The sequence below is a fragment of the Rathayibacter sp. Leaf248 genome, assembly GCF_920939495.1.
Classification (GTDB): Bacteria; Actinomycetota; Actinomycetes; order Actinomycetales; family Microbacteriaceae; genus Rathayibacter; species Rathayibacter caricis.
In genome coordinates this window covers 975,359-992,763 of the sequence record NZ_CAKLAV010000002.1, presented here as the reverse complement: position 1 = coordinate 992,763, position 17,405 = coordinate 975,359, and the positions used below count along the sequence as shown (strand labels likewise).

Genomic DNA, 17,405 nt, shown 5'->3' with positions numbered 1-17,405 from the left:
GGCTCGCACGGCCCCATCCGGTGAACCCCCCGCCGACGGGGGGAAGCCCCCGCACGCGGGAGGGGGCGGGTGCGAGACTGGGACCGCCGGTGCTCCGCCGGTCGCGCGAGGAGGCGGTGACCCATGACCGACGACGAGATCCGGCACCGGACCCGCGACAGCCGCGGCGCCCGCGCGGTGTGGTTCGCCGGGCTGAGCGCGATCGCCGGCTTCGTGCTCCTCTCTCCGCTGATCTCGCTCACCGCGACGGTGATGACCTGGGGCGCGAAGCGGCGGATCGGCGCCCTCAGCGACCGCAACGGCGTCGTCGCCGTGAACTGGCAGCTCACCTACCTCGCCCTGCAGCTGATGCTGGTGCCCCTCCACCTGGCGCTGGTCTCGGTGCGCGACACCCTCAGCGCCGACTGGCCGGTCGTCACGATCACGGCGATACTGGCGCTCGCGGTGCTCAACCTCGTGCTGTGCATCGTGCTCGGGATCCGCTCCGGACGCGGGAAGCCCGTTCGCCTTCCGATCGCGGTGCCGTTCGTCCGCTCCTCCCGCCCGCCGCGCTGAGCTCCGCAGCGGATGCGGCAGGGTGGAGCGGTGACCCCGATCGCCTTCCCCTCCCCCGTCTTCGTCGTCGCGGACGACGGCACCCGACTGGCCACCTACTCCGTCGGCGACGAGGGCGCGCCGACCGTTCTCGCGGTGCACGGCTTCGCGTCGAACGCCGTCCTCAACTGGGAGACGGCGGGCTGGCTCCGCACGCTCGTCCGCGCCGGGTACCGCGTGGTCGCGCTCGACCAGCGCGGGCACGGCGCGAGCGAGAAGCCGCACCGCACCGGGGCGTACGGGGTCGACGTCATGGTGGAGGACCTCGCGCGGGTGATCGAGTCGTACGACCTGGTCGCACCTCACGTGCTCGGCTACTCGCTCGGGTCGCGGATGAGCTGGGTGCTGGGCCTCCGACACCCCGGGCTCATCGCGACGCTCAGCCTCGGCGGGCTCACCGTCGGCGAGCCGCTCTCCCGCTTCGACGCCGAGGCGGCCCGGGCGCGGGTGGCGAGCGGAGGGGAGATCGACGACCGCTTCACCCGCGCGTTCATCGGCATGGCCGAGGGCGTCGCCGGCAACGACCTCGCAGCGCTCGTCGCCGTGGCCGACGGCGTGCGCGGCGGTGCGCACCCGGTGGCGGGCGAGCACCCGGCGGCCCCGATGCTCCTGGTGACGGGCGGAGCCGATCCGATCGCCCCCGACGGCGCCCGGCTCGCCGCCGCGGCCGGCGCCCGCTTCGTCGAGGTGCCCGGCCGCGATCACACGAGCACGGTGCCCGCCCGCGCGTTCAAGGAGGCGGTGCTCGCGTTCCTCGCGGAGCACCCCTGACCACTCGCGGGGTGCAGGCGTAGCATCGCGCCATGCATGCCCTCCGCGTCGTCGCACCAGGACCCGACTCCCGTCTCGTGCTCGAGGAGGTGCCGACCCCGACTCCCCGCGAGGGCGAGGTGCTGCTGCACGTCGCGGCCGCCGGTGTGAACCGCGCCGATCTCGGCCAGCGGGCCGGGGTCTACCCGCCGCCGCCCGGCGCCTCCGAGATCCTCGGCATGGAGGTGTCCGGCTCGGTCGTCGAGGTGGGGCCCGGCGTCTCGGGCGTCGCGGTGGGCGACGAGGTCTGCGCGCTGCTGTCGGGCGGGGGCTACGCCGAGTACGTCGCGGTCGACGCGGGACTCCTCCTGCCGGTGCCCGCCTCGGTCGGGCTCGTCTCGGCGGCGGCGCTGCCCGAGGCGACCGCGACGGTCTGGTCGAACCTCGTGATGGTGGCCGGGCTGCGGGCGGGAGAGACGGTCCTGATCCACGGCGGAGGGAGCGGCATCGGCACCGCGGCGATCCAGATCGCGCTCGCGGTCGGCGCGCGGGTCGCGGTGACGGCCGGGAGCCCGCGCAAGCTCGACGCGTGCCGCGCGCTGGGAGCGGACGTCCTGATCGACTACCGCGAGGAGGACTTCGTCGCCCGGATCCGCGAGGAGACCGACGGCCGCGGGGTCGACGTGATCCTGGATCCGATCGGCGGCGACTACCTCGCGCGCGACGTGGAGGCTCTGGCGACGGGTGGGCGCATCGTGTTCATCGGCAACCAGTCCGGGACGGAGGGCGCGCTCGACATCGGGCTGCTGATGCGCAAGCGCGGCGCGGTGCACGCGACCACGCTGCGGGCGAGGCCGCTCGAGGAGCGGCGGGCGATCATCGCCCAGGTGCGCAAGAAGCTCTGGCCGCTGGTCGCCGACGGCGGCATCCGCCCGGTGATCGACGAGGTCGTGCCCCTGGCCGAGGCCGAGCGGGCGCACGAGCGGATGCGCGCGTCGGGCCACATCGGCAAGCTGCTGCTCACGCCGTGACCGGTCGGCGGCGCGCGGGAACCCTGCCGGGAGTGCCCGTCAAGTCGCGGCTGACGGGCACTCCCGGCCGATGCAGGGGACCCGGGCTCAGACTCCGGAGCGGAGCAGCCCGAGAGAGCGGTTGATGCCGTCGACGTCGACCGAGGCCGGGTCGAACGAGGCGCCCTCCGCGAGGCCGAGCGCCTCGAGGGCCTCGGCGTGGTCGGCCGAGGACGCATCGGTGGCCGCGCGGACCGTGTCGGCCCAGGCCGCCGGGCCGCCGGGTGCATCGATCGGAGCCGCGCCACGGGCTCCGACGCACCGTGGCAGCGCCGCACCGAGCGGCGAGACGGCCTCGAGCCGGATGACGTGGCGCCACTCGTCCTCGAGGTCGTAGACGTAGAACAGCTCGTCCTGGACGTTCTCGAGCACCTCGGCCAGCGCGACGGAGGCCTCGTCGACCAGATCGGCCCCGAGCTCTTCGGCGTCGGCGGGCGAGCCGATGCGGGTGCCGTCCTCGTCGGGCACGCCGACGCTGAAGTAGTGCGGCTGCGCGTCGGTCCAGCCCAGCGAGAGCTGGAGCGCGAGGTGCAGATCGCGCAGCGACGACTCCGACGACAGCTCGAGGCGGCGCCAGACCACGGGCTTGGTGCCCAGCAGCGCCACCTTCAGGGTGTAGGCCGAGGCGGTGTCCTGGGTCGCCTCGTCGAGGATCTCGAGGCGCGAGGCGTCGCGCTCTCCGAGCAGCACGATGCTCGCGCGGACGACGGAGGCGAGCACCGGCTGCAGGCCCTCGGGCACCACGTAGCCGAACTCGGGCGAGTGCAGGAGCAGTCCGAGCTCGGCGGCGTCGTCGAGCATCCGCTCGGCCGAGCCCACCATGCGCTCGCGCTCGTCGAGCGCCTCCTCGAGGGCCACGTCGGCGTCGGCCGCGAGCTCGTCGACCAGCTCGCCGACCACGAGGCCGGGGTGGATCTGCGACTGGCAGGCGACGGCGATGCGCAGGAGCACGGCGTCGGTCGTGGTGACGGCGCGCTCGCGCGGCGAGAACGCCCCGTTCTCGGTGTCGGAGGAGGCGAGCGCGGCCTGCGCGCTCACGATCCACTGCTCGAGGAAGCGGGCCACGTACGCGACGCGCTCGGCGGCGGCTTCGAGGGCGTCGGAGCTGCGCCAGAGCGGAGCCGCCTCGCCGAGGACCGCGGCGGACCCCTCGGTCTCGAGGACGGAGGAGGCGACCAGCGCGTCCCACCAGGCCGAGACCGGGATCCGCACGGCGTCGTCGCTCGGCGTCGACCCGGCGGAGGCGATGCCCGCCTCGACCGCGATCTCGCGCGCCGCGCGCTCGGAGAGGGACGCGTCGTCGGCGCCGGCGAGGTGCTCGACCACGACGTCGGCGGCGTGCACGAGAGCGGTGGCCCGCACGGCGGCGAGCTGCTCGGAGGCGGGGACGTCCTCGACGGCGGTCAGATCCTCGAGGACGGCCTCGACGAACGAGCCGGCGAGGTCGAGGACCTCGTCGAGGACCGCCTGGCAGTCGTCGAGCTCCTCGTCGGTGCCCGTCCAGAGGTCCTCGTCGGTCAGGAAGTCGAGGAAGTGCTCGATGACCTCGGCGACGGTGAAGAGCGTGTCGTCGAGATCGGCCTCGCTCTCCTCCCCCGACAGGTCGGTCTCGATCTGGTCGAAGACCGCCTCGAGGAGCTCGGCGTCGGGCTGGGCGAAGGAGCCGCGGGGGCGCAGATCGCGCGTCATGGCGAAGAGGTCGGTGAGGACCTCGACGGCCTCGTCGACGTCGAGGTGCTCGTGCAGGACGCCGACCTCGGCGAGGTGCGCGCGGTACCAGCTGCGGAACCGCACCATCATCGCCGTCTCGGCGGTGCGCCCGCCGCCGGATCCGCCCTGACCACCCGATCGGCCGCCGCCGGATCGTCCCTGATTGCGCTTCTTGCCCATGGTTCCTCCGCGACCGCTCCACTCTCGACTGCGAAGCGCTCCAGTCTACCGGAGCCCGCCGAGGGAGAGCGGTGCGGTGTCAGCCGATCGTCGAGGTGACGGAGTCGACCACGAGGCGCGCGGCGAGGGGCCCCGCGTTCAGGAAGAACGGCTCCATCGGGACCTCGACGGCCGTGCCTCCCTCGACCGCGCTCAGCGTGGGCCAGAGCGCCGCGTCCTCGATCAGCGAGAGGCCGTCGCCGAGCCCGGCGTAGAACACGACGTCGGCATCGGCGAGCTCGAGCTGCTCCGCGCTGATCTCCTGGGCGGTGTCGTCGAAGCGCTGGGACTCGGGCCGGTCGAGCCCCAGGTCCTCGGCGAGACCTCCGACGAAGGACGGGACGCCCTGGATCCGCGTGCGGTCCCCGGTGGACTGGAGGAACGAGACCGTCGGCGCCGGATCGGGCAGCGTCGCCGCGAACGCGTCGGCGTCCTCGTGCAGCTCGTCGAGCATCTCCTGCGCGTCGCCCTCGCTGCCCAGGGCGTCGGCGAGCAGGAGGAGGTCGCTCTTCCAGTTCACGCCGTTGCCGAGCGTCACCACGGTGGGGGCGATCGCGCTGAGCTGGTCGTAGAGCTCCGTTCCGCGGACGGAGTTGATCAGGATGAGGTCGGGATCGGCCTGGGCGATCGCCTCGATGTCGGGCTCGGTGCGCTCGCCGATGTCGGCGATCCCGGCGCCGGAGCCGACACGGTCGGCGAGGTACTCCGGCACGAGGCCGCTGTTCTCGGCGCGGGTGGCGGCGGCGGGGACGACGTCGAGCGCGAGCAGCGCGTCGAGCTGACCCGTCGAGACGACGGCGACCCGCTCCGGAGCCGCGGCGAGCTCGGTCGACCCGGCGTAGTGCGCCACGGTGCGCGGGAACACGCCGTCCTCCTCCGGGGCGCCCATGCCCTCGCCCATCGTGCGCGAGACGGTCCAGTCGCCGACGGCGGCGGCCTCGGCGTCGGGCAGCTCGGCGGTCGAGGCGGAGCCCGAGCAGCCGGCCAGGGCGAGCAGAGCGGCTCCGGCGAGCGCCGGCACGGCGAGCCGGAGGCGGGACGGACGGACGAGGACGGTGCGGGTCGAGGAGTTCACGCCGGTAAGGATAGCCTTGCCTGAATGATCGACCGCGCCCCTGCGCCTTCCACAGCTCCGGAGCCCGCCACGGCTCCCGTCGCCCCTCGGCGACCGCTCGGGCGGACGCTCAGCGCGGGACTGCTGCTCGCCGTGCTGCTCGCGCTCGCCTGCACCGCGAGTCTCGCGGTCGGTTCCCGACCCGTCCCGGTCGATGCCGCCCTGGACGCGCTGCTGCACCGCGGCGCCACCGCCGACGCGCTGATCGTGCGGGAGCTGCGGATCCCCCGCACCGCCACCGGCCTGCTCGTCGGCGCCGCACTCGGAGCAGCCGGGCTGCTGATGCAGGCGGTGACGCGCAACCGCCTCGCCGACCCGGGGCTGCTCGGGGTGAACGCCGGCGCCTCCGCGGCGGTCGTCGTCGCCATCGGGTTCCTCGGCGTCTCGAGCGCGGGCGAGTACGTCTGGTTCGCCTTCGGCGGTGCGGCCGTCGCCGCGGTGCTCGTCCACCTCGTCGGAGGCGGCGACGGCCGCGACCCGATCGGCACCGTGCTCGCCGGAGTGGCGCTGGGGGCGTGCCTGAGCGCGCTGATCGGCATCGTCACGCTGCTCGACACCGAGACGTTCGAGTCGTACCGGTTCTGGGTCGTGGGCTCCCTCGAGCGGCGCGAGCTCGGCACCGCGGCGCAGCTCGCTCCGTTCGTCGCGCTCGGGCTCGTCGTCGCCGCGCTCGTCGCGCCGGGGTTGAACCAGCTGGCGCTCGGGCACGACGTCGCGCGCTCCCTCGGGGTGCGCCCCGGCGCCGTGATCCTCGGCGCGGGCGCCGCGATCACCCTGCTCTGCGGAGCCGCGACCGCCGCCGCCGGACCGCTCGCCTTCGTGGGGCTCCTGGTCGCGCACCTCGTGCTGCGCCTCGCCGGTCCGGATCTGCGCTCGGGACTCCCCCTGGCGGCACTCGGCGGGGCCGTGCTGGTCGTCGTCGGCGACGTGCTCGGCCGGCTGATCGCCGCTCCGGGCGAGGTGGAGGTCGGCATCGTGACGGCCCTGCTGGGAGCGCCCCTCCTGTTCCACCTGGCGACGCGGAGGAACGCGCGATGACGCTCGCCGAGCGCCGGTCGGCGCGCCGCACCCGCGTGATCGCCGTCACCGCGGTGCTGGCGCTCGCGGCGGCCCTCGCGGGGATCGTCGGAGGCTCCTACGAGACGACGCTCGCCGACGTGCGCGACGCCGTCCTCGGCACGGCGTCGGCGCGGACCAGCGTGATCGTCGTCGACATGCGCCTCCCCCGCGTCCTCGCCGGGCTCCTCGTCGGAGCGGCCCTCGGAGTCGCGGGCGCCGTCTTCCAGACCCTCTCGCGGAACCCGCTCGGCAGTCCCGACATCGTGGGGTTCAGCGCCGGCTCCGCCTCGGGCGCCCTGGTCTGCCTGGTGCTCCTGACCCCGCCCGCCGACCCGGCCCTCGGCGCGTGGGCCGGCGGGGTCGGCGCGGTGCTCGTCGTCCTCTTCCTCACCCGCGGAGCGGGCCTGGCGAGCGAGCGGACGATCCTGGCGGGGATCGCCCTCGCGGCCCTGCTCGCGGCGGCGAACGAGTTCCTCCTCACCCGGGCGCCGACCGAGGTGGCGCGATCGGCGACGATCTGGCTCTTCGGATCGCTCTCGGCGACCGACTGGGGAGACACCGCGCTGCTCGCGGTCGCCGGCGGAGTGCTCGCACTGCTGCTCGCGACGCAGCGCGAGCGGCTGCGGCTGCTCGAGCTGGGCGACGAACTGGCGACGGGGCTCGGAGTGCCGGTGCGGCGGACCCGGCTGGTGCTGCTCCTGCTCGCCGCGGGGCTGACCGGGACGGCGACCGCGGTCAGCGGTCCGATCGGCTTCGTCGCGCTCGCGGCGCCGCAGCTCGCCCGCCGAGCGACGGGCTCGGCGGGCATCCCGCTGACCGCGTCGGCGGCGATCGGGGCGACCCTCCTGCTGGCGTCGGACGTGCTGGCGCAGCGGGTGCTCGCTCCGCTCCAGCTGCCGGTCGGGCTGGTGACGGGGGCGGTCGGCGGGGCGTACCTGTTCTGGCTCGTCGCGCGGGGGCGGCGGCGCCCCGCGACCGCCGCCGAGCGGTCGCCCGCCGGCCGCGTCAGGCGCGGTCGTGCAGCGTGATCAGGTAGCCGTCCGGGTCCTCGAACGTGAACGTGAGACCGAACGGGCCCTGCACCGGATCGGAGGCGATCGGCACGCCCGCCTCGACGAGTGCGGCGTGGATCCGCTCGGCGTCGGGGGCGTGCAGCCACAGCCCGACGCCCCGGCCCAGCGGGGCCGCGTCGAGATCGACTCCGGGCGCCGCGGAGCGGACCGCGAACGCCGCCGGCGAGGTGGCGAAGACGACCGCGTGCGGCGGGCCGGCCTGCCGGGCGAAGCCGAGGTGCCGCTCGTAGAAGGCGGCGGAGGAGTCGAGGTCGCGCACCTGCAGCGAGACGAAGCCGGGACCGGAGACGGTCATGGGAAGTCCTTCCGTTGATGTCAGTCTTCTGACACGCACTATCCTATGTCAGACTCCTGACATGAGTGGAATCGATCTCGCGGCCTCACCCGGATACCTGCTGAAGGTCGCGTCGACCGCGCTGCGCGCCGCCATGGAGGAAGTGCTGCATCCGCTGGGCATGACGATCACGCACTACTCGTGCCTCGAGCTGCTCGCCCAGCGCCCGGGACTGTCCAACTCGGAGCTCGCGCGGGGGACCTTCGTGACACGGCAGTCGATGAACGTGCTGCTGCAGTCGCTCGAGCAGCAGGGCCTCGTCGCGCGGGCGGAGCGACCCGTGTCCGGGCGCGCCCTCCCGACCGAGCTGACCGCAGCCGGGCGCCGTCAGCTGCGGACGGCGAGCGCCGCGGTCCGCGCGGTGGAGGACCGCATGGTCGCCGGGCTCGCGGACGGCGACCGCGAGCGGCTGACGCTCCTGCTCGCGAGCTGCGCGGCGGCGCTGCGGGCGGACTAGGCCAGCTCGGACACCGTGCGGCGGACGACGCGCAGGTCGCTGCCGTCCGAGAAGAGCTCGGGAGAGCCGCGCCGGATCCGTTCGACGTCGTCGAACACCGCGCGCAGGTGGGAGCGCAGCGCCGCGACGGCGCCGTCTCCGTCGCCGCGGCCGATGGCGTCGACGACGGCGGCGTGCTGGTCGATCAGGGCGTGGATCGGCCGGGCGTCGACGAGGCTGAGGCGGCGGGCGCGGTCGAGGTGCGCCTTCGCGGAGTTGACGGCGTTCCAGGCGCTCCCGTGACCCGAGAGGTCGAGCAGGGCCCGGTGGAAGTCCTCGTCGAGCCGGAAGAAGCGCTCGACGTCCTCCTCCGCGTCGGCCTCGCGCTGATCGTCGAGGATGTCGTGCAGGGCCGCGAGTCCGGCCGGATCGACCTCGGACTCGGCGGCGACCTGGGCCAGCGAGGCGCACTCGATCGCCTCGCGGATGAACTGCGCCTGGGCGACCCGCTCCGGATCGACGCGCGAGACGAAGCTGCCCCGCTGCGGGAAGATCTGCACGAGTCCCTCCTCCTTCAGCAGCAGGAGGCTCTCGCGCACGGGGGTCCGCGAGATCCCGAGCTCGGCGGACAGCTCGTTCTCGGACAGGGGCGAACCGGGCTGGAGATCGAGCGAGATGATGCGGCGGCGCAGGGCGTCGACGGTGCGATCGCGCGCCGACGCGGCTCTCGCCGCGGGCTCGCTCCGTGATGCCATGGCGTCAGTCTAAACGGCGTTGACACCACTGCCATGGCAGTGCTTGTATGGCAGCCATCGGTCCTCGCGCACCCTCGCCGCTGACTCGAACCCGCATGCAAAGGAGCACCGGATGTCCCAGAGATCCCGCGCGTCGTCCCCGACGCAGACCCCCGATCAGAAGGGGGTCCGCTCGACGAAGGACCTCGCGAAGGTCGCCGTCTCGGGCTGGCTCGGCACCGCGATGGAGTTCATGGACTTCCAGCTCTACTCGCTGGCCGCCGCCATCGTCTTCAACCGCATCTTCTTCCCCGAGTTCGATCCGGCCGTGGGTCTCATCGCCGCGATGGCGACCTACGGCGTCGGCTACGTCGCCCGCCTCCTCGGCGCGATCTACTTCGGCCGGATGGGCGACCGCATCGGCCGCAAGAAGGTGCTGTTCCTCACGATCGCGCTGATGGGCGTCTCGACCACGCTGATCGGCGTGCTGCCGACCTACCAGCAGGTGGGCCTTCTCGCCCCGATCCTGCTGGTCTTCCTCCGCCTGCTGCAGGGCTTCGGTGCCGGCGCCGAGATCGCGGGAGCGACGGTGATGCTCGCCGAGTACGCCCCGGTGAAGAAGCGCGGACTGATCTCGTCCCTCGTCTCCCTGGGCACCAACTCCGGCACCCTGGGCGCGTCGGCGCTCTGGGCGATCCTGGTCGCGACCCTCTCGGACGAGGACCTGATCACCTGGGGCTGGCGCGTGCCGTTCCTCGCGAGCTTCGTGCTCCTCATCCTCGCGGTGTGGATCCGCACGTCGCTGAAGGAGAGCCCGGTCTTCGAGCAGCGCGACGACCTCGTCGACGGCGTGGCGCTCACCAAGAAGCAGCTCGCCGAGCAGGCCCTCATCGCCGGCACCGGCAGCATCGAGACCGCCCTGAAGCAGAAGAAGGGCAAGGCGTTCCTGATCGCCCTCGGCCTGCGCTTCGGCCAGGCGGGCAACTCCGGTCTCATCCAGACCTTCCTCATCGGCTACATCGCGACGGTCATGCTCAGCGACAAGTCGATCGGCACGACCGCGATCGTGATCGGCTCCCTCTGCGGCTTCGTCACGGTGCCCCTGCTCGGGATCCTGGGCGACCGCTTCGGCCGGCGCCCGCTCTACATCGTCTTCACCTCGCTCACGATCCTGTTCGCGATCCCGATGATGATGATGGTCACCAGCGGCGACCCCGTCCTGATGACGATCGGCATCGTGGTGGGCCTCAACATCGGAGTGCTCGCGCTGTTCTCGCTCGAGTCCGTCACGATGGCCGAGCTCTTCGGAGCCCGCACGCGCTTCACCCAGCTGGCGCTCGCCAAGGAGATCGGCGGCATCCTCACCACCGCGATCGGCCCCGTGCTCGCGGCGACGCTCACCGCCGTGACAGGGTCCTGGTGGCCCCTCGCCGCGATGGTGATCGGCTACTCCCTCGTGACGCTCGTCTCGGCTCTGCTGAGCCCCGAGGTCCGCGGACGCGACATGGTGCGACTGGAGGACGCGGTATGAGAGCCGTGGTGGTGCACGGCGCGGGCGATCTGCGCATCGACGAGCGGCCGGACCCGGTCGCCGGGCCCGGAGAGGTCGTCCTGGCGGTCGAGTGGGGCGGGATCTGCGGATCGGACCTCAGCTACTGGAAGCACGGCGCCTCCGGGACCGCGCGGCTCGTGGATCCGCTCGTCCTCGGGCACGAGTTCGCCGGACGCATCGCCCGGCTGGGCGAGGGCGTCGAGGGCTGGGAGATCGGGCAGGCGGTCACCGTCCACCCGTCCGAGCTCGTCGGCGACCCGGGCCTCCCCGAGCGGATCGCGGGACGCACGAACCTGCACCCCGCCATCCGCTACTACGGCTCGGCGGCCTTCCACCCCCACGCCGACGGCGGGTTCAGCGAAGCCAAGACCGTGCTCGCGCACCAGCTGCGCGCCCTGCCCGACGGAGTGGACACGCGCCACGGCGCCCTCGCCGAGCCGCTGGCGGTCGCGATGCACGCGGTGCGCCGCGCGGGCGACGTGCGGGGCAGGGACGTGGTCGTGAACGGCGCCGGGCCCATCGGCTCGCTCCTCATCGCGGCCCTCCGCCACGCGGGCGCCGGCCGCATCACCGCCGCCGACCTGAGCGCCGCATCGCTCGCGATCGCGCGCCGGATGGGCGCGGACGAGACGCGCGACGTCTCCGCGGGCGAGGCGCTCCCCGAGGACTCCGAGCTCGTCTTCGAGGCGTCGGGGGCGCCCGCCGCACTCGGAGCGGTTCTGCACGCGACGGCCCGGGGCGGCACCGTCGTCCAGGTCGGCAATCTGCCCGGCGCTCCGGCGCCGGCCGCGCTGGGCGACCTCGTGACCCGCGAGATCACCTGGATCGGCAGCTTCCGCTTCGTGGACGAGATCACCGACGCGGTCGCGGCGATGCGCGACGGACTCGATCTCTCTCCGCTCATGACCCACGAGTTCGACCTGGCCGACGCCGAGGAGGCGCTGCGCACCGCGGCGGACCCGGCGTCGGGCAGCAGCAAGGTGATGCTCCGCCTCGGCGGACGTCGCACCGAGCCGGAGGACGGCCCCGCGCAGGACCCCGCTCCCGTGCAGAAGGAGACTCCCGTGCAGAACGAGACCCCCGTGAAGAAGGAGGCACTGTGAAGATCACCGACGCCCGAGTGGTCGTCTCCTCCCCCGGGCGGAACTACGTGACCCTCGTCATCGAGACCGAGGACGGGGTGATCGGCGTCGGCGACGCCACGCTGAACGGCCGCGAGCTCTCGGTCGCCTCGTACCTCGAGGACCACCTCTGCCCCCTCCTGATCGGACGCGACGCGCGCCGCATCGAGGACACCTGGCAGTACTTCTACAAGGGCGCCTACTGGCGCCGCGGTCCGGTGACGATGACCGCGATCGCCGCGATCGACGTGGCGCTCTGGGACATCAAGGGGAAGGCCGCGGGGATGCCCGTGTACCAGCTCCTGGGCGGGGCCGCCCGCGACGGGGTCATGGTCTACGGCCACGCCAGCGGGACGACGCTCGACGAGCTCGACGTCGACTTCCAGCGCCACCTCGATCTCGGCTACAAGGCGATCCGCGCGCAGGCCGCCGTGCCCGGGCTCGACAAGACGTACGGCATCCCGCCGGCGGGCGGAGCGGTCTACGAGCCCGCCAGCGGGGCCTCGCCGCAGGAGGACTCGTGGGAGACCACGGCGTACCTCGACTTCGCGCCGGAGATGCTCGGGCACGTCCGCGAGCAGTTCGGCTACGGCGTGCACCTGCTGCACGACGTCCACCACCGCCTCTCCCCCATCGAGGCGGGCCGCCTGGGCGCGGCGGTCGAGTCGCTCCGCCCGTTCTGGCTCGAGGACCCGACGCCCGCCGAGGACCAGTCCTCGTTCCGGCTCATCCGCCAGCACACGACGACGCCGATCGCGGTCGGCGAGATCTTCAACTCCATCTGGGACTGCCAGCAGCTGATCACCGAGCGGCTGATCGACTACATCCGGACCTCGGTCTCGCACGCAGGCGGCATCACGCACCTGCGCCGGATCTTCGCGCTCGCCGACCTGTACGGCGTGCGGTCGGGCTCGCACGGCGCCGGCGACCTCTCGCCGATCACGATGGCGGCGGCGCTGCACGTGGACCTCTCGATCCCGAACTTCGGGATCCAGGAGCACATGGGCCACCGGGATCCGGCGGGCGAGGTGTTCCGCTGGGACTACACCTTCACCGACGGCTACATGCACCCCGGCGACGCGCCGGGCCTGGGCGTCGTCTTCGACGAGGAGGCCGCCGCGCGCTTCCCCTACGACCCGAAGTACCTGCCGGTGAACCGCCGGCTCGACGGATCGGTGCACGACTGGTGAGCGGGGCAGCGTACGACGTCGTCGCGCTCGGCGAGGTGCTCGTCGAGGTCGCGACCGACGACGCGTTCGGCCACGGCGTGCCGGCGCTGCTCGGAGTCTCGGGGGACGCTCTCAACGTCGCGGCCGCCGCCGCCGCAGCCGGGGCGCGCGTCGCCCTCGCGGCCGTCCTGACCGACGACGACCTCGGCCGGGCGATCGCCGCCCGTGTCGAGGCGCTCGGCGTCTCGACCGAGCTGCTGCGCTTCCGGCGCGGTCAGCAGGGCGTCTACCTCGTGCACAGCGACCCGGACGGAGAACGGGAGTTCTCCTACGCCCGCTCGGGCAGCGTCGGCTCGACGCTGGGGGTCGATGACGTCGACGACGCCGTGCTGGCCGCGGCGGGCGCCGTGGTCGCCGGAGGGATCGCCTGCGCGATCTCGGAGACCACGCGCGCTCTCGTGCTGCACGCCGCCCGCACCGCGCAGCGCTTCGTCTACGACCCCAACCACCGTCCCCGGCTGATCACCGCCGAGCGCGCGGCGGCGGATCTGCGCCTCCTGGCGGCTCACGCCGCGCTGGTGACGCCGTCCTTCCCCGGCGAGACCACGGCCCTGCTCGGAGCCGACTCCGCCTCCGACGCCGCGGACGAGCTGCTGGCCCTCGGCGCCGCCGCCGTCGCGGTCACCTGCGGCTCGCGCGGCGTGCACCTGGCGACCGGCGACGGCGAGCGCCTCTGGATCGACGCCGTGCCCGCCCCCTCCGTCGTCGACCAGACCGGAGCCGGCGACGCCTTCGTCGGCACGCTGGCCGCGCGGATCGTGCTCGGCGATCCGCTCGCCGACGCTGCTCGACTCGCCGCGGCCGCCGCATCCCTCGTCGTCGGGGGCCGCGGCGGGACCGGCCTCGTCCCGACCCTCGCCCAGACTCGGGCCCATGCGGGGGTGACCTCGTGACGCGGCTGTCGCTCGCGGCGGGAGCGCGCCCGTCGGTGCCCCGGGACCGTCTGGGCGACGGCGTCGTGCACCTCGGACTCGGCGCCTTCGCGCGGGCGCACACGGCCGTCCTCACCGAGGACGCGATGCTCGCTACCGGCGACACGCGCTGGGGGATCACCGGGGTCACGCAGACCTCGGACACCGTGGTGCGGCAGCTCGCACCCCAGGACGGCCTCTTCACTCTCGTCGAACGCGGGGAGGGGGCCCGCGCACCGCGCCTGGTCTCCTCGGTCTCTCGCGTGCTCGCGGGACGGACCGACTCGGACGCCGCGGTGTCCCGCATCGCCTCGCCGCGCACCTCCGTCGTGACCCTCACCGTCACCGAGAAGGGCTACCGGGCACGCTCCGGCCGTCTCGACCTCGACGACGCGCTGGTGCGCGCCGATCTGGCGGGGAGTCCTCCCGTCACGGCCGTCGGCCAGATCGCGCGCGGCCTCCAGCGCCGGGCGTCGGCGGGCGCCGGTCCGATCTCGGTCGTGCCGTGCGACAACCTGCCCTCGAACGGCGCGCTCACCCGCACGCTCGTCCTCGACTTCGTCGCCGCGCTGCCGTCATCGGAGGCCGCCGATCTGCCCGGGTGGATCGCCGAGCACGTGCGCTTCCCGAGCACGATGGTCGACCGGATGGTCCCGGCGACGACTCCGGTCGACCTCGACGCGATCGAGCGCGAGACCGGCTTCCGCGACGAGGGCGGCGTCGTCGCGGAGCCGTTCGCGCAGTGGGTGATCGAGGACTCCTTCGCCGCGGACCGCCCGGCCTGGGAAGCCGCCGGCGCCCAGCTGACCGCGGACGTCGAGCCGTGGGAGTCGGCGAAGCTGCGCCTGCTCAACGCCAGCCACTCGCTCCTGGCGTACCTGGGGCTCGCCGCCGGGCTCGACACGATCGCCGAGACCGTCCGGGACCCCGCGTTCCGCCTCGCGGCCGAGCGGATGATGGCCGAGGACGCCCTGCCGACGATCGTCCTGCCCGACCGGCTCGACGGAGCGGACTACTCCGCCTCGGTCCTGCGGCGCTTCGCCAACCCGGCACTCGGGCACACGACCGCGAAGGTCGGCGCCGACGGGTCGCAGAAGATCCCGCTCCGCCTGCTCAGCACGGTGCGCGCCTGTCGCGCGAGCGGACGGGAGCCCCGCTGGGCCGCCCTCGGCGTCGCCGCGTGGATGCACCGCGTCGCCACCGCCGCGGTGCTCGACGATCCGCTCGCCGACCAGCTGCGCGCCCTCCTCCCCGAGGATCGCTCCGCCGGAGAGGTCGTCCCGGCGCTGCTGCGCTCCCCCGCGGTCTTCGGACCCGACCTGGCCGACGACCCGGCCGTCACCGCCCTCCTCGTCGACTGGTACGGGATCCTCGACCGTCGAGGCGCGCAGGGCATCAGAGAAGAGATCGGCGCATGACCACTGCACTGGACGTGATGCGGGTCTCCCCCGTCATCCCCGTCGTCACCCTCCTCGACCCCGAGGACGCCGTCCCCGTCGCGCGGGCGCTGCTCGCGGGGGGCATCGGGCTGATCGAGCTCACCCTGCGCACGCCGACCGCGCTGGAGTCGCTGGCGGTGATCGCCGCGGACGTGCCGGAGATGCTGCTCGGCGCCGGCACGGTGCTCTCGGCCGAGCAGGCCGACGCGGCGGTCGCGGCGGGTGCGGGGTTCCTGGTCAGCCCCGGGCTGACCCGCTCGCTGCACCGCTACTTCCGCTCGCTCGAGGTGCCGGTGCTGCCGGGGGTGTCGACCGTCGGCGAGGTGATGACCGCGCTCGAGGAGGGTGCCACGGAGCTCAAGTTCTTCCCCGCCGGCCCCGCAGGCGGACCGTCCTACCTCGCGGCCATCGGCGCGCCGATCCCGCAGGCGACCTTCTGCCCGACGGGCGGGATCACGGTCGGGACCGCCGAGGACTACCTCGCGCTGCCGAACGTGGCGTGCGTCGGCGGGAGCTGGCTGACTCCGCAGGCGGCCATCGACGCGCAGGACTGGGAGCGCATCACGGCGATCAGCGCGGCGGCCGCGGCCCTCGGGACGACGGGGCGCAGCGCCGAGGAGGCCGTGCGTTGACACGGCGCCGCGGCGGTGCCTGACTGGGTCCGACGCGAGGAGGCGCTCATGGCGGGGATCACGGGGTTCGACCACATCGGAGTGACGGTCGTCGATCTCGAGGCGGCGACGGCGTTCTTCGTCGGGCTCGGCCTCGAGATCGAGGGCAGCACTCCCGTCGAGGGCGAGTTCCTCGACACGGTCGTCGGCCTGAGCGGCGCGCGGACCGAGATCGTGATGCTCCGGCCTCCGGGCGGTGGGACAGCCGTCGAGCTCTCGCGCTTCGTCCGGCCCCCGTCGCCTCCCGTCCCGCCGCCGGTCGGAGCGACCGAGCCCGGGCTGCGGAGTCTCGCGTTCGTGGTCGAGGACCTGGCGGCGGTGCTCGCGCGGCTCGCCGACGACGGCCACGGGCTCGTCGGCGGTGTCGGCGAGCACGAGGGCGTCTGGCGGATGGCCTACGTCCGGGGTCCCGAGGGGATCATCGTCGCCCTGGCCGAGCGGATCGACGGCTGACGCGGCCGCCGCCCCTCACGCGAGCCGCGGCGAGCGCCTGCGGTACTCGGTGGGCGTCGCTCCCGTGCGGCGCCGGAACGCCGAACTGAAGGCGAACGGGTCCTCGTAGCCGACGGCCCGCGCCACCTCCGCCACCGTCGCTGTCGGATCCAGCAGCAGATCCCCCGCGAGCGTCAGCCGCCAGCGGGTGAGGTAGGTCATCGGAGGCGTCCCCGCCGCGGCGCGGAAGCGGGCGGCGAGGGACGCGCGCGAGACGCTCACGCGCCGGGCCAGCTCGGCGACCGTCCACGGTGCCGCAGGATCCGCGTGCAGGAGCTCGAGAGCGGCGGCGACGACCGGATCGCGGCACGAGAGCCAGGCGTCGACGTCGGCCTCCACCGCCCAGCGGCGGACCGTCGAGACCACCAGTACGTCGAGCAGCCGGTCGACGACGACCCCGGCCGCGGCTCCGCTGCCCTGCAGCTCGCGGGCGAGCAGAGGGACGACCGCGTCGTCGGCGGAGGGCACCACGACCAGTCGCGGCAGTGCTCGGAGGACGAGTCCGCCGAGGTCGTCGGCGCGGCCGTAGGCGCCGACCAGCACCGTCGTCCCGCCGTCGACCCGGTTGCCCCAGCGGCGGATCCCGCGCCGGAACTCGTCGGTGAGGTCGCGGCCGTCGAGGCTGCGGCAGAGCTGGCCGGGCTCGATCACGACGGTGGGGGCACTCCCGTCCGCATCGCTGACGACGTACGGCTCGGGCCCGATCACGAGGGCGACGTCGCCCGCCTCGAGCAGCCGGCCGTCGATCCGCGCCGCTCCCGCCGTCACCGCGATCACGGTCAGGGCCGCGCCGTCGCGGACGTCGAGCGCCCACGGCGAGCCCATCTGCACGAGCAGGGCGAACGCCCGTGTCGCGCGAGGGCCGGCGAGGAGGTGATCGAGCGGATCCACGGCCTC

The 17,405-nt window shown here is 73.9% G+C and carries 18 protein-coding genes; 13 read left to right on the top strand and 5 right to left on the bottom strand.

Annotation, left to right across the window (positions count from 1 at the left end; translation table 11 throughout):
- The first annotated feature begins 123 nt into the window (after positions 1–123).
- Genes LRG51_RS17670 through LRG51_RS17660 form a run of 3 tightly spaced genes read left to right on the top strand, consistent with a single transcriptional unit; the run spans position 124 to position 2,375 of the window.
- Positions 124–555, top strand: coding sequence for a DUF4870 domain-containing protein (locus LRG51_RS17670; RefSeq protein WP_055793457.1), 432 nt, complete (start codon positions 124–126; stop codon positions 553–555).
- Positions 556–585: 30 nt separating this feature from the next.
- Positions 586–1,365, top strand: coding sequence for an alpha/beta fold hydrolase (locus LRG51_RS17665; RefSeq protein ID WP_055793459.1), 780 nt, complete (start codon positions 586–588; stop codon positions 1,363–1,365).
- A 32-nt stretch (positions 1,366–1,397) separates the two neighbouring features.
- Positions 1,398–2,375, top strand: a complete 978-nt coding sequence (locus LRG51_RS17660) for an NAD(P)H-quinone oxidoreductase (protein ID WP_230674017.1) — start codon at positions 1,398–1,400, stop codon at positions 2,373–2,375.
- A gap of 87 nt (positions 2,376–2,462) precedes the next feature.
- On the opposite strand, the gene LRG51_RS19555 is transcribed toward LRG51_RS17660, so the two are convergent.
- Complete coding sequence (locus tag LRG51_RS19555) at positions 2,463–4,304, bottom strand: plasmid pRiA4b ORF-3 family protein (RefSeq protein WP_268966622.1); 1,842 nt, start codon at positions 4,302–4,304, stop codon at positions 2,463–2,465.
- A 79-nt stretch (positions 4,305–4,383) separates the two neighbouring features.
- Positions 4,384–5,418: an iron-siderophore ABC transporter substrate-binding protein gene (locus tag LRG51_RS17650; protein WP_230674016.1), complete on the bottom strand. Its 1,035-nt coding sequence runs from the start codon at positions 5,416–5,418 to the stop codon at positions 4,384–4,386.
- A 24-nt stretch (positions 5,419–5,442) separates the two neighbouring features.
- Between LRG51_RS17650 and LRG51_RS17645 the strand changes: the two genes are divergently transcribed.
- Together LRG51_RS17645 and LRG51_RS17640 are read left to right on the top strand one after the other, a co-directional pair.
- Positions 5,443–6,495: an iron chelate uptake ABC transporter family permease subunit gene (locus tag LRG51_RS17645; protein WP_230674015.1), complete on the top strand. Its 1,053-nt coding sequence runs from the start codon at positions 5,443–5,445 to the stop codon at positions 6,493–6,495.
- Positions 6,492–7,544 carry a FecCD family ABC transporter permease gene (locus LRG51_RS17640; protein WP_230674014.1) on the top strand — a complete coding sequence of 351 codons (1,053 nt, stop codon included), beginning with the start codon at positions 6,492–6,494 and terminating at the stop codon, positions 7,542–7,544. The genes LRG51_RS17645 and LRG51_RS17640 overlap by 4 nt, the downstream gene beginning before the upstream one ends.
- Here the strand turns inward: LRG51_RS17640 and LRG51_RS17635 are convergent.
- Positions 7,522–7,884: a VOC family protein gene (locus tag LRG51_RS17635; RefSeq protein ID WP_230674013.1), complete on the bottom strand. Its 363-nt coding sequence runs from the start codon at positions 7,882–7,884 to the stop codon at positions 7,522–7,524. The two genes, LRG51_RS17640 and LRG51_RS17635, sit on opposite strands and share 23 nt — an antisense overlap.
- A 61-nt stretch (positions 7,885–7,945) precedes the next feature.
- On the opposite strand from LRG51_RS17635, the gene LRG51_RS17630 reads away from it, so the two are divergent.
- Positions 7,946–8,380, top strand: coding sequence for a MarR family winged helix-turn-helix transcriptional regulator (locus LRG51_RS17630; protein WP_230674012.1), 435 nt, complete (start codon positions 7,946–7,948; stop codon positions 8,378–8,380).
- Here LRG51_RS17630 and LRG51_RS17625 read toward each other — a convergent pair.
- A complete protein-coding gene (locus LRG51_RS17625; protein ID WP_230674011.1) occupies positions 8,377–9,114 on the bottom strand; it encodes a GntR family transcriptional regulator in 738 nt (245 codons plus the stop codon). The genes LRG51_RS17630 and LRG51_RS17625 overlap by 4 nt on opposite strands.
- Before the next feature lie 112 nt (positions 9,115–9,226).
- Between LRG51_RS17625 and LRG51_RS17620 the strand changes: the two genes are divergently transcribed.
- The 7 genes from LRG51_RS17620 to LRG51_RS17590 are packed head-to-tail and all read left to right on the top strand — an operon-like array spanning position 9,227 to position 16,469.
- Positions 9,227–10,624, top strand: coding sequence for an MFS transporter (locus LRG51_RS17620; RefSeq protein WP_230674010.1), 1,398 nt, complete (start codon positions 9,227–9,229; stop codon positions 10,622–10,624).
- Complete coding sequence (locus LRG51_RS17615; protein ID WP_230674009.1) at positions 10,621–11,748, top strand: L-idonate 5-dehydrogenase; 1,128 nt, start codon at positions 10,621–10,623, stop codon at positions 11,746–11,748. The genes LRG51_RS17620 and LRG51_RS17615 overlap by 4 nt, the downstream gene beginning before the upstream one ends.
- On the top strand, positions 11,745–12,956 hold the full coding sequence (gene manD, locus LRG51_RS17610) for a D-mannonate dehydratase ManD (RefSeq protein WP_230674008.1): 1,212 nt from the start codon (positions 11,745–11,747) through the stop codon (positions 12,954–12,956). The genes LRG51_RS17615 and manD overlap by 4 nt, the downstream gene beginning before the upstream one ends.
- Positions 12,953–13,888, top strand: a complete 936-nt coding sequence (locus tag LRG51_RS17605) for a PfkB family carbohydrate kinase (protein ID WP_230674007.1) — start codon at positions 12,953–12,955, stop codon at positions 13,886–13,888. The genes manD and LRG51_RS17605 overlap by 4 nt, the downstream gene beginning before the upstream one ends.
- Positions 13,885–15,324, top strand: a complete 1,440-nt coding sequence (locus LRG51_RS17600; protein WP_230674006.1) for a mannitol dehydrogenase family protein — start codon at positions 13,885–13,887, stop codon at positions 15,322–15,324. The genes LRG51_RS17605 and LRG51_RS17600 overlap by 4 nt, the downstream gene beginning before the upstream one ends.
- Positions 15,321–15,977, top strand: a complete 657-nt coding sequence (eda, locus tag LRG51_RS17595) for a bifunctional 4-hydroxy-2-oxoglutarate aldolase/2-dehydro-3-deoxy-phosphogluconate aldolase (protein WP_230674005.1) — start codon at positions 15,321–15,323, stop codon at positions 15,975–15,977. The genes LRG51_RS17600 and eda overlap by 4 nt, the downstream gene beginning before the upstream one ends.
- Before the next feature lie 48 nt (positions 15,978–16,025).
- Positions 16,026–16,469, top strand: a complete 444-nt coding sequence (locus LRG51_RS17590; RefSeq protein WP_230674004.1) for a VOC family protein — start codon at positions 16,026–16,028, stop codon at positions 16,467–16,469.
- A gap of 15 nt (positions 16,470–16,484) precedes the next feature.
- On the opposite strand, the gene LRG51_RS17585 is transcribed toward LRG51_RS17590, so the two are convergent.
- On the bottom strand, positions 16,485–17,399 hold the full coding sequence (locus LRG51_RS17585) for a helix-turn-helix transcriptional regulator (protein ID WP_230674003.1): 915 nt from the start codon (positions 17,397–17,399) through the stop codon (positions 16,485–16,487).
- Between the last annotated feature and the right edge of the window lie 6 nt (positions 17,400–17,405).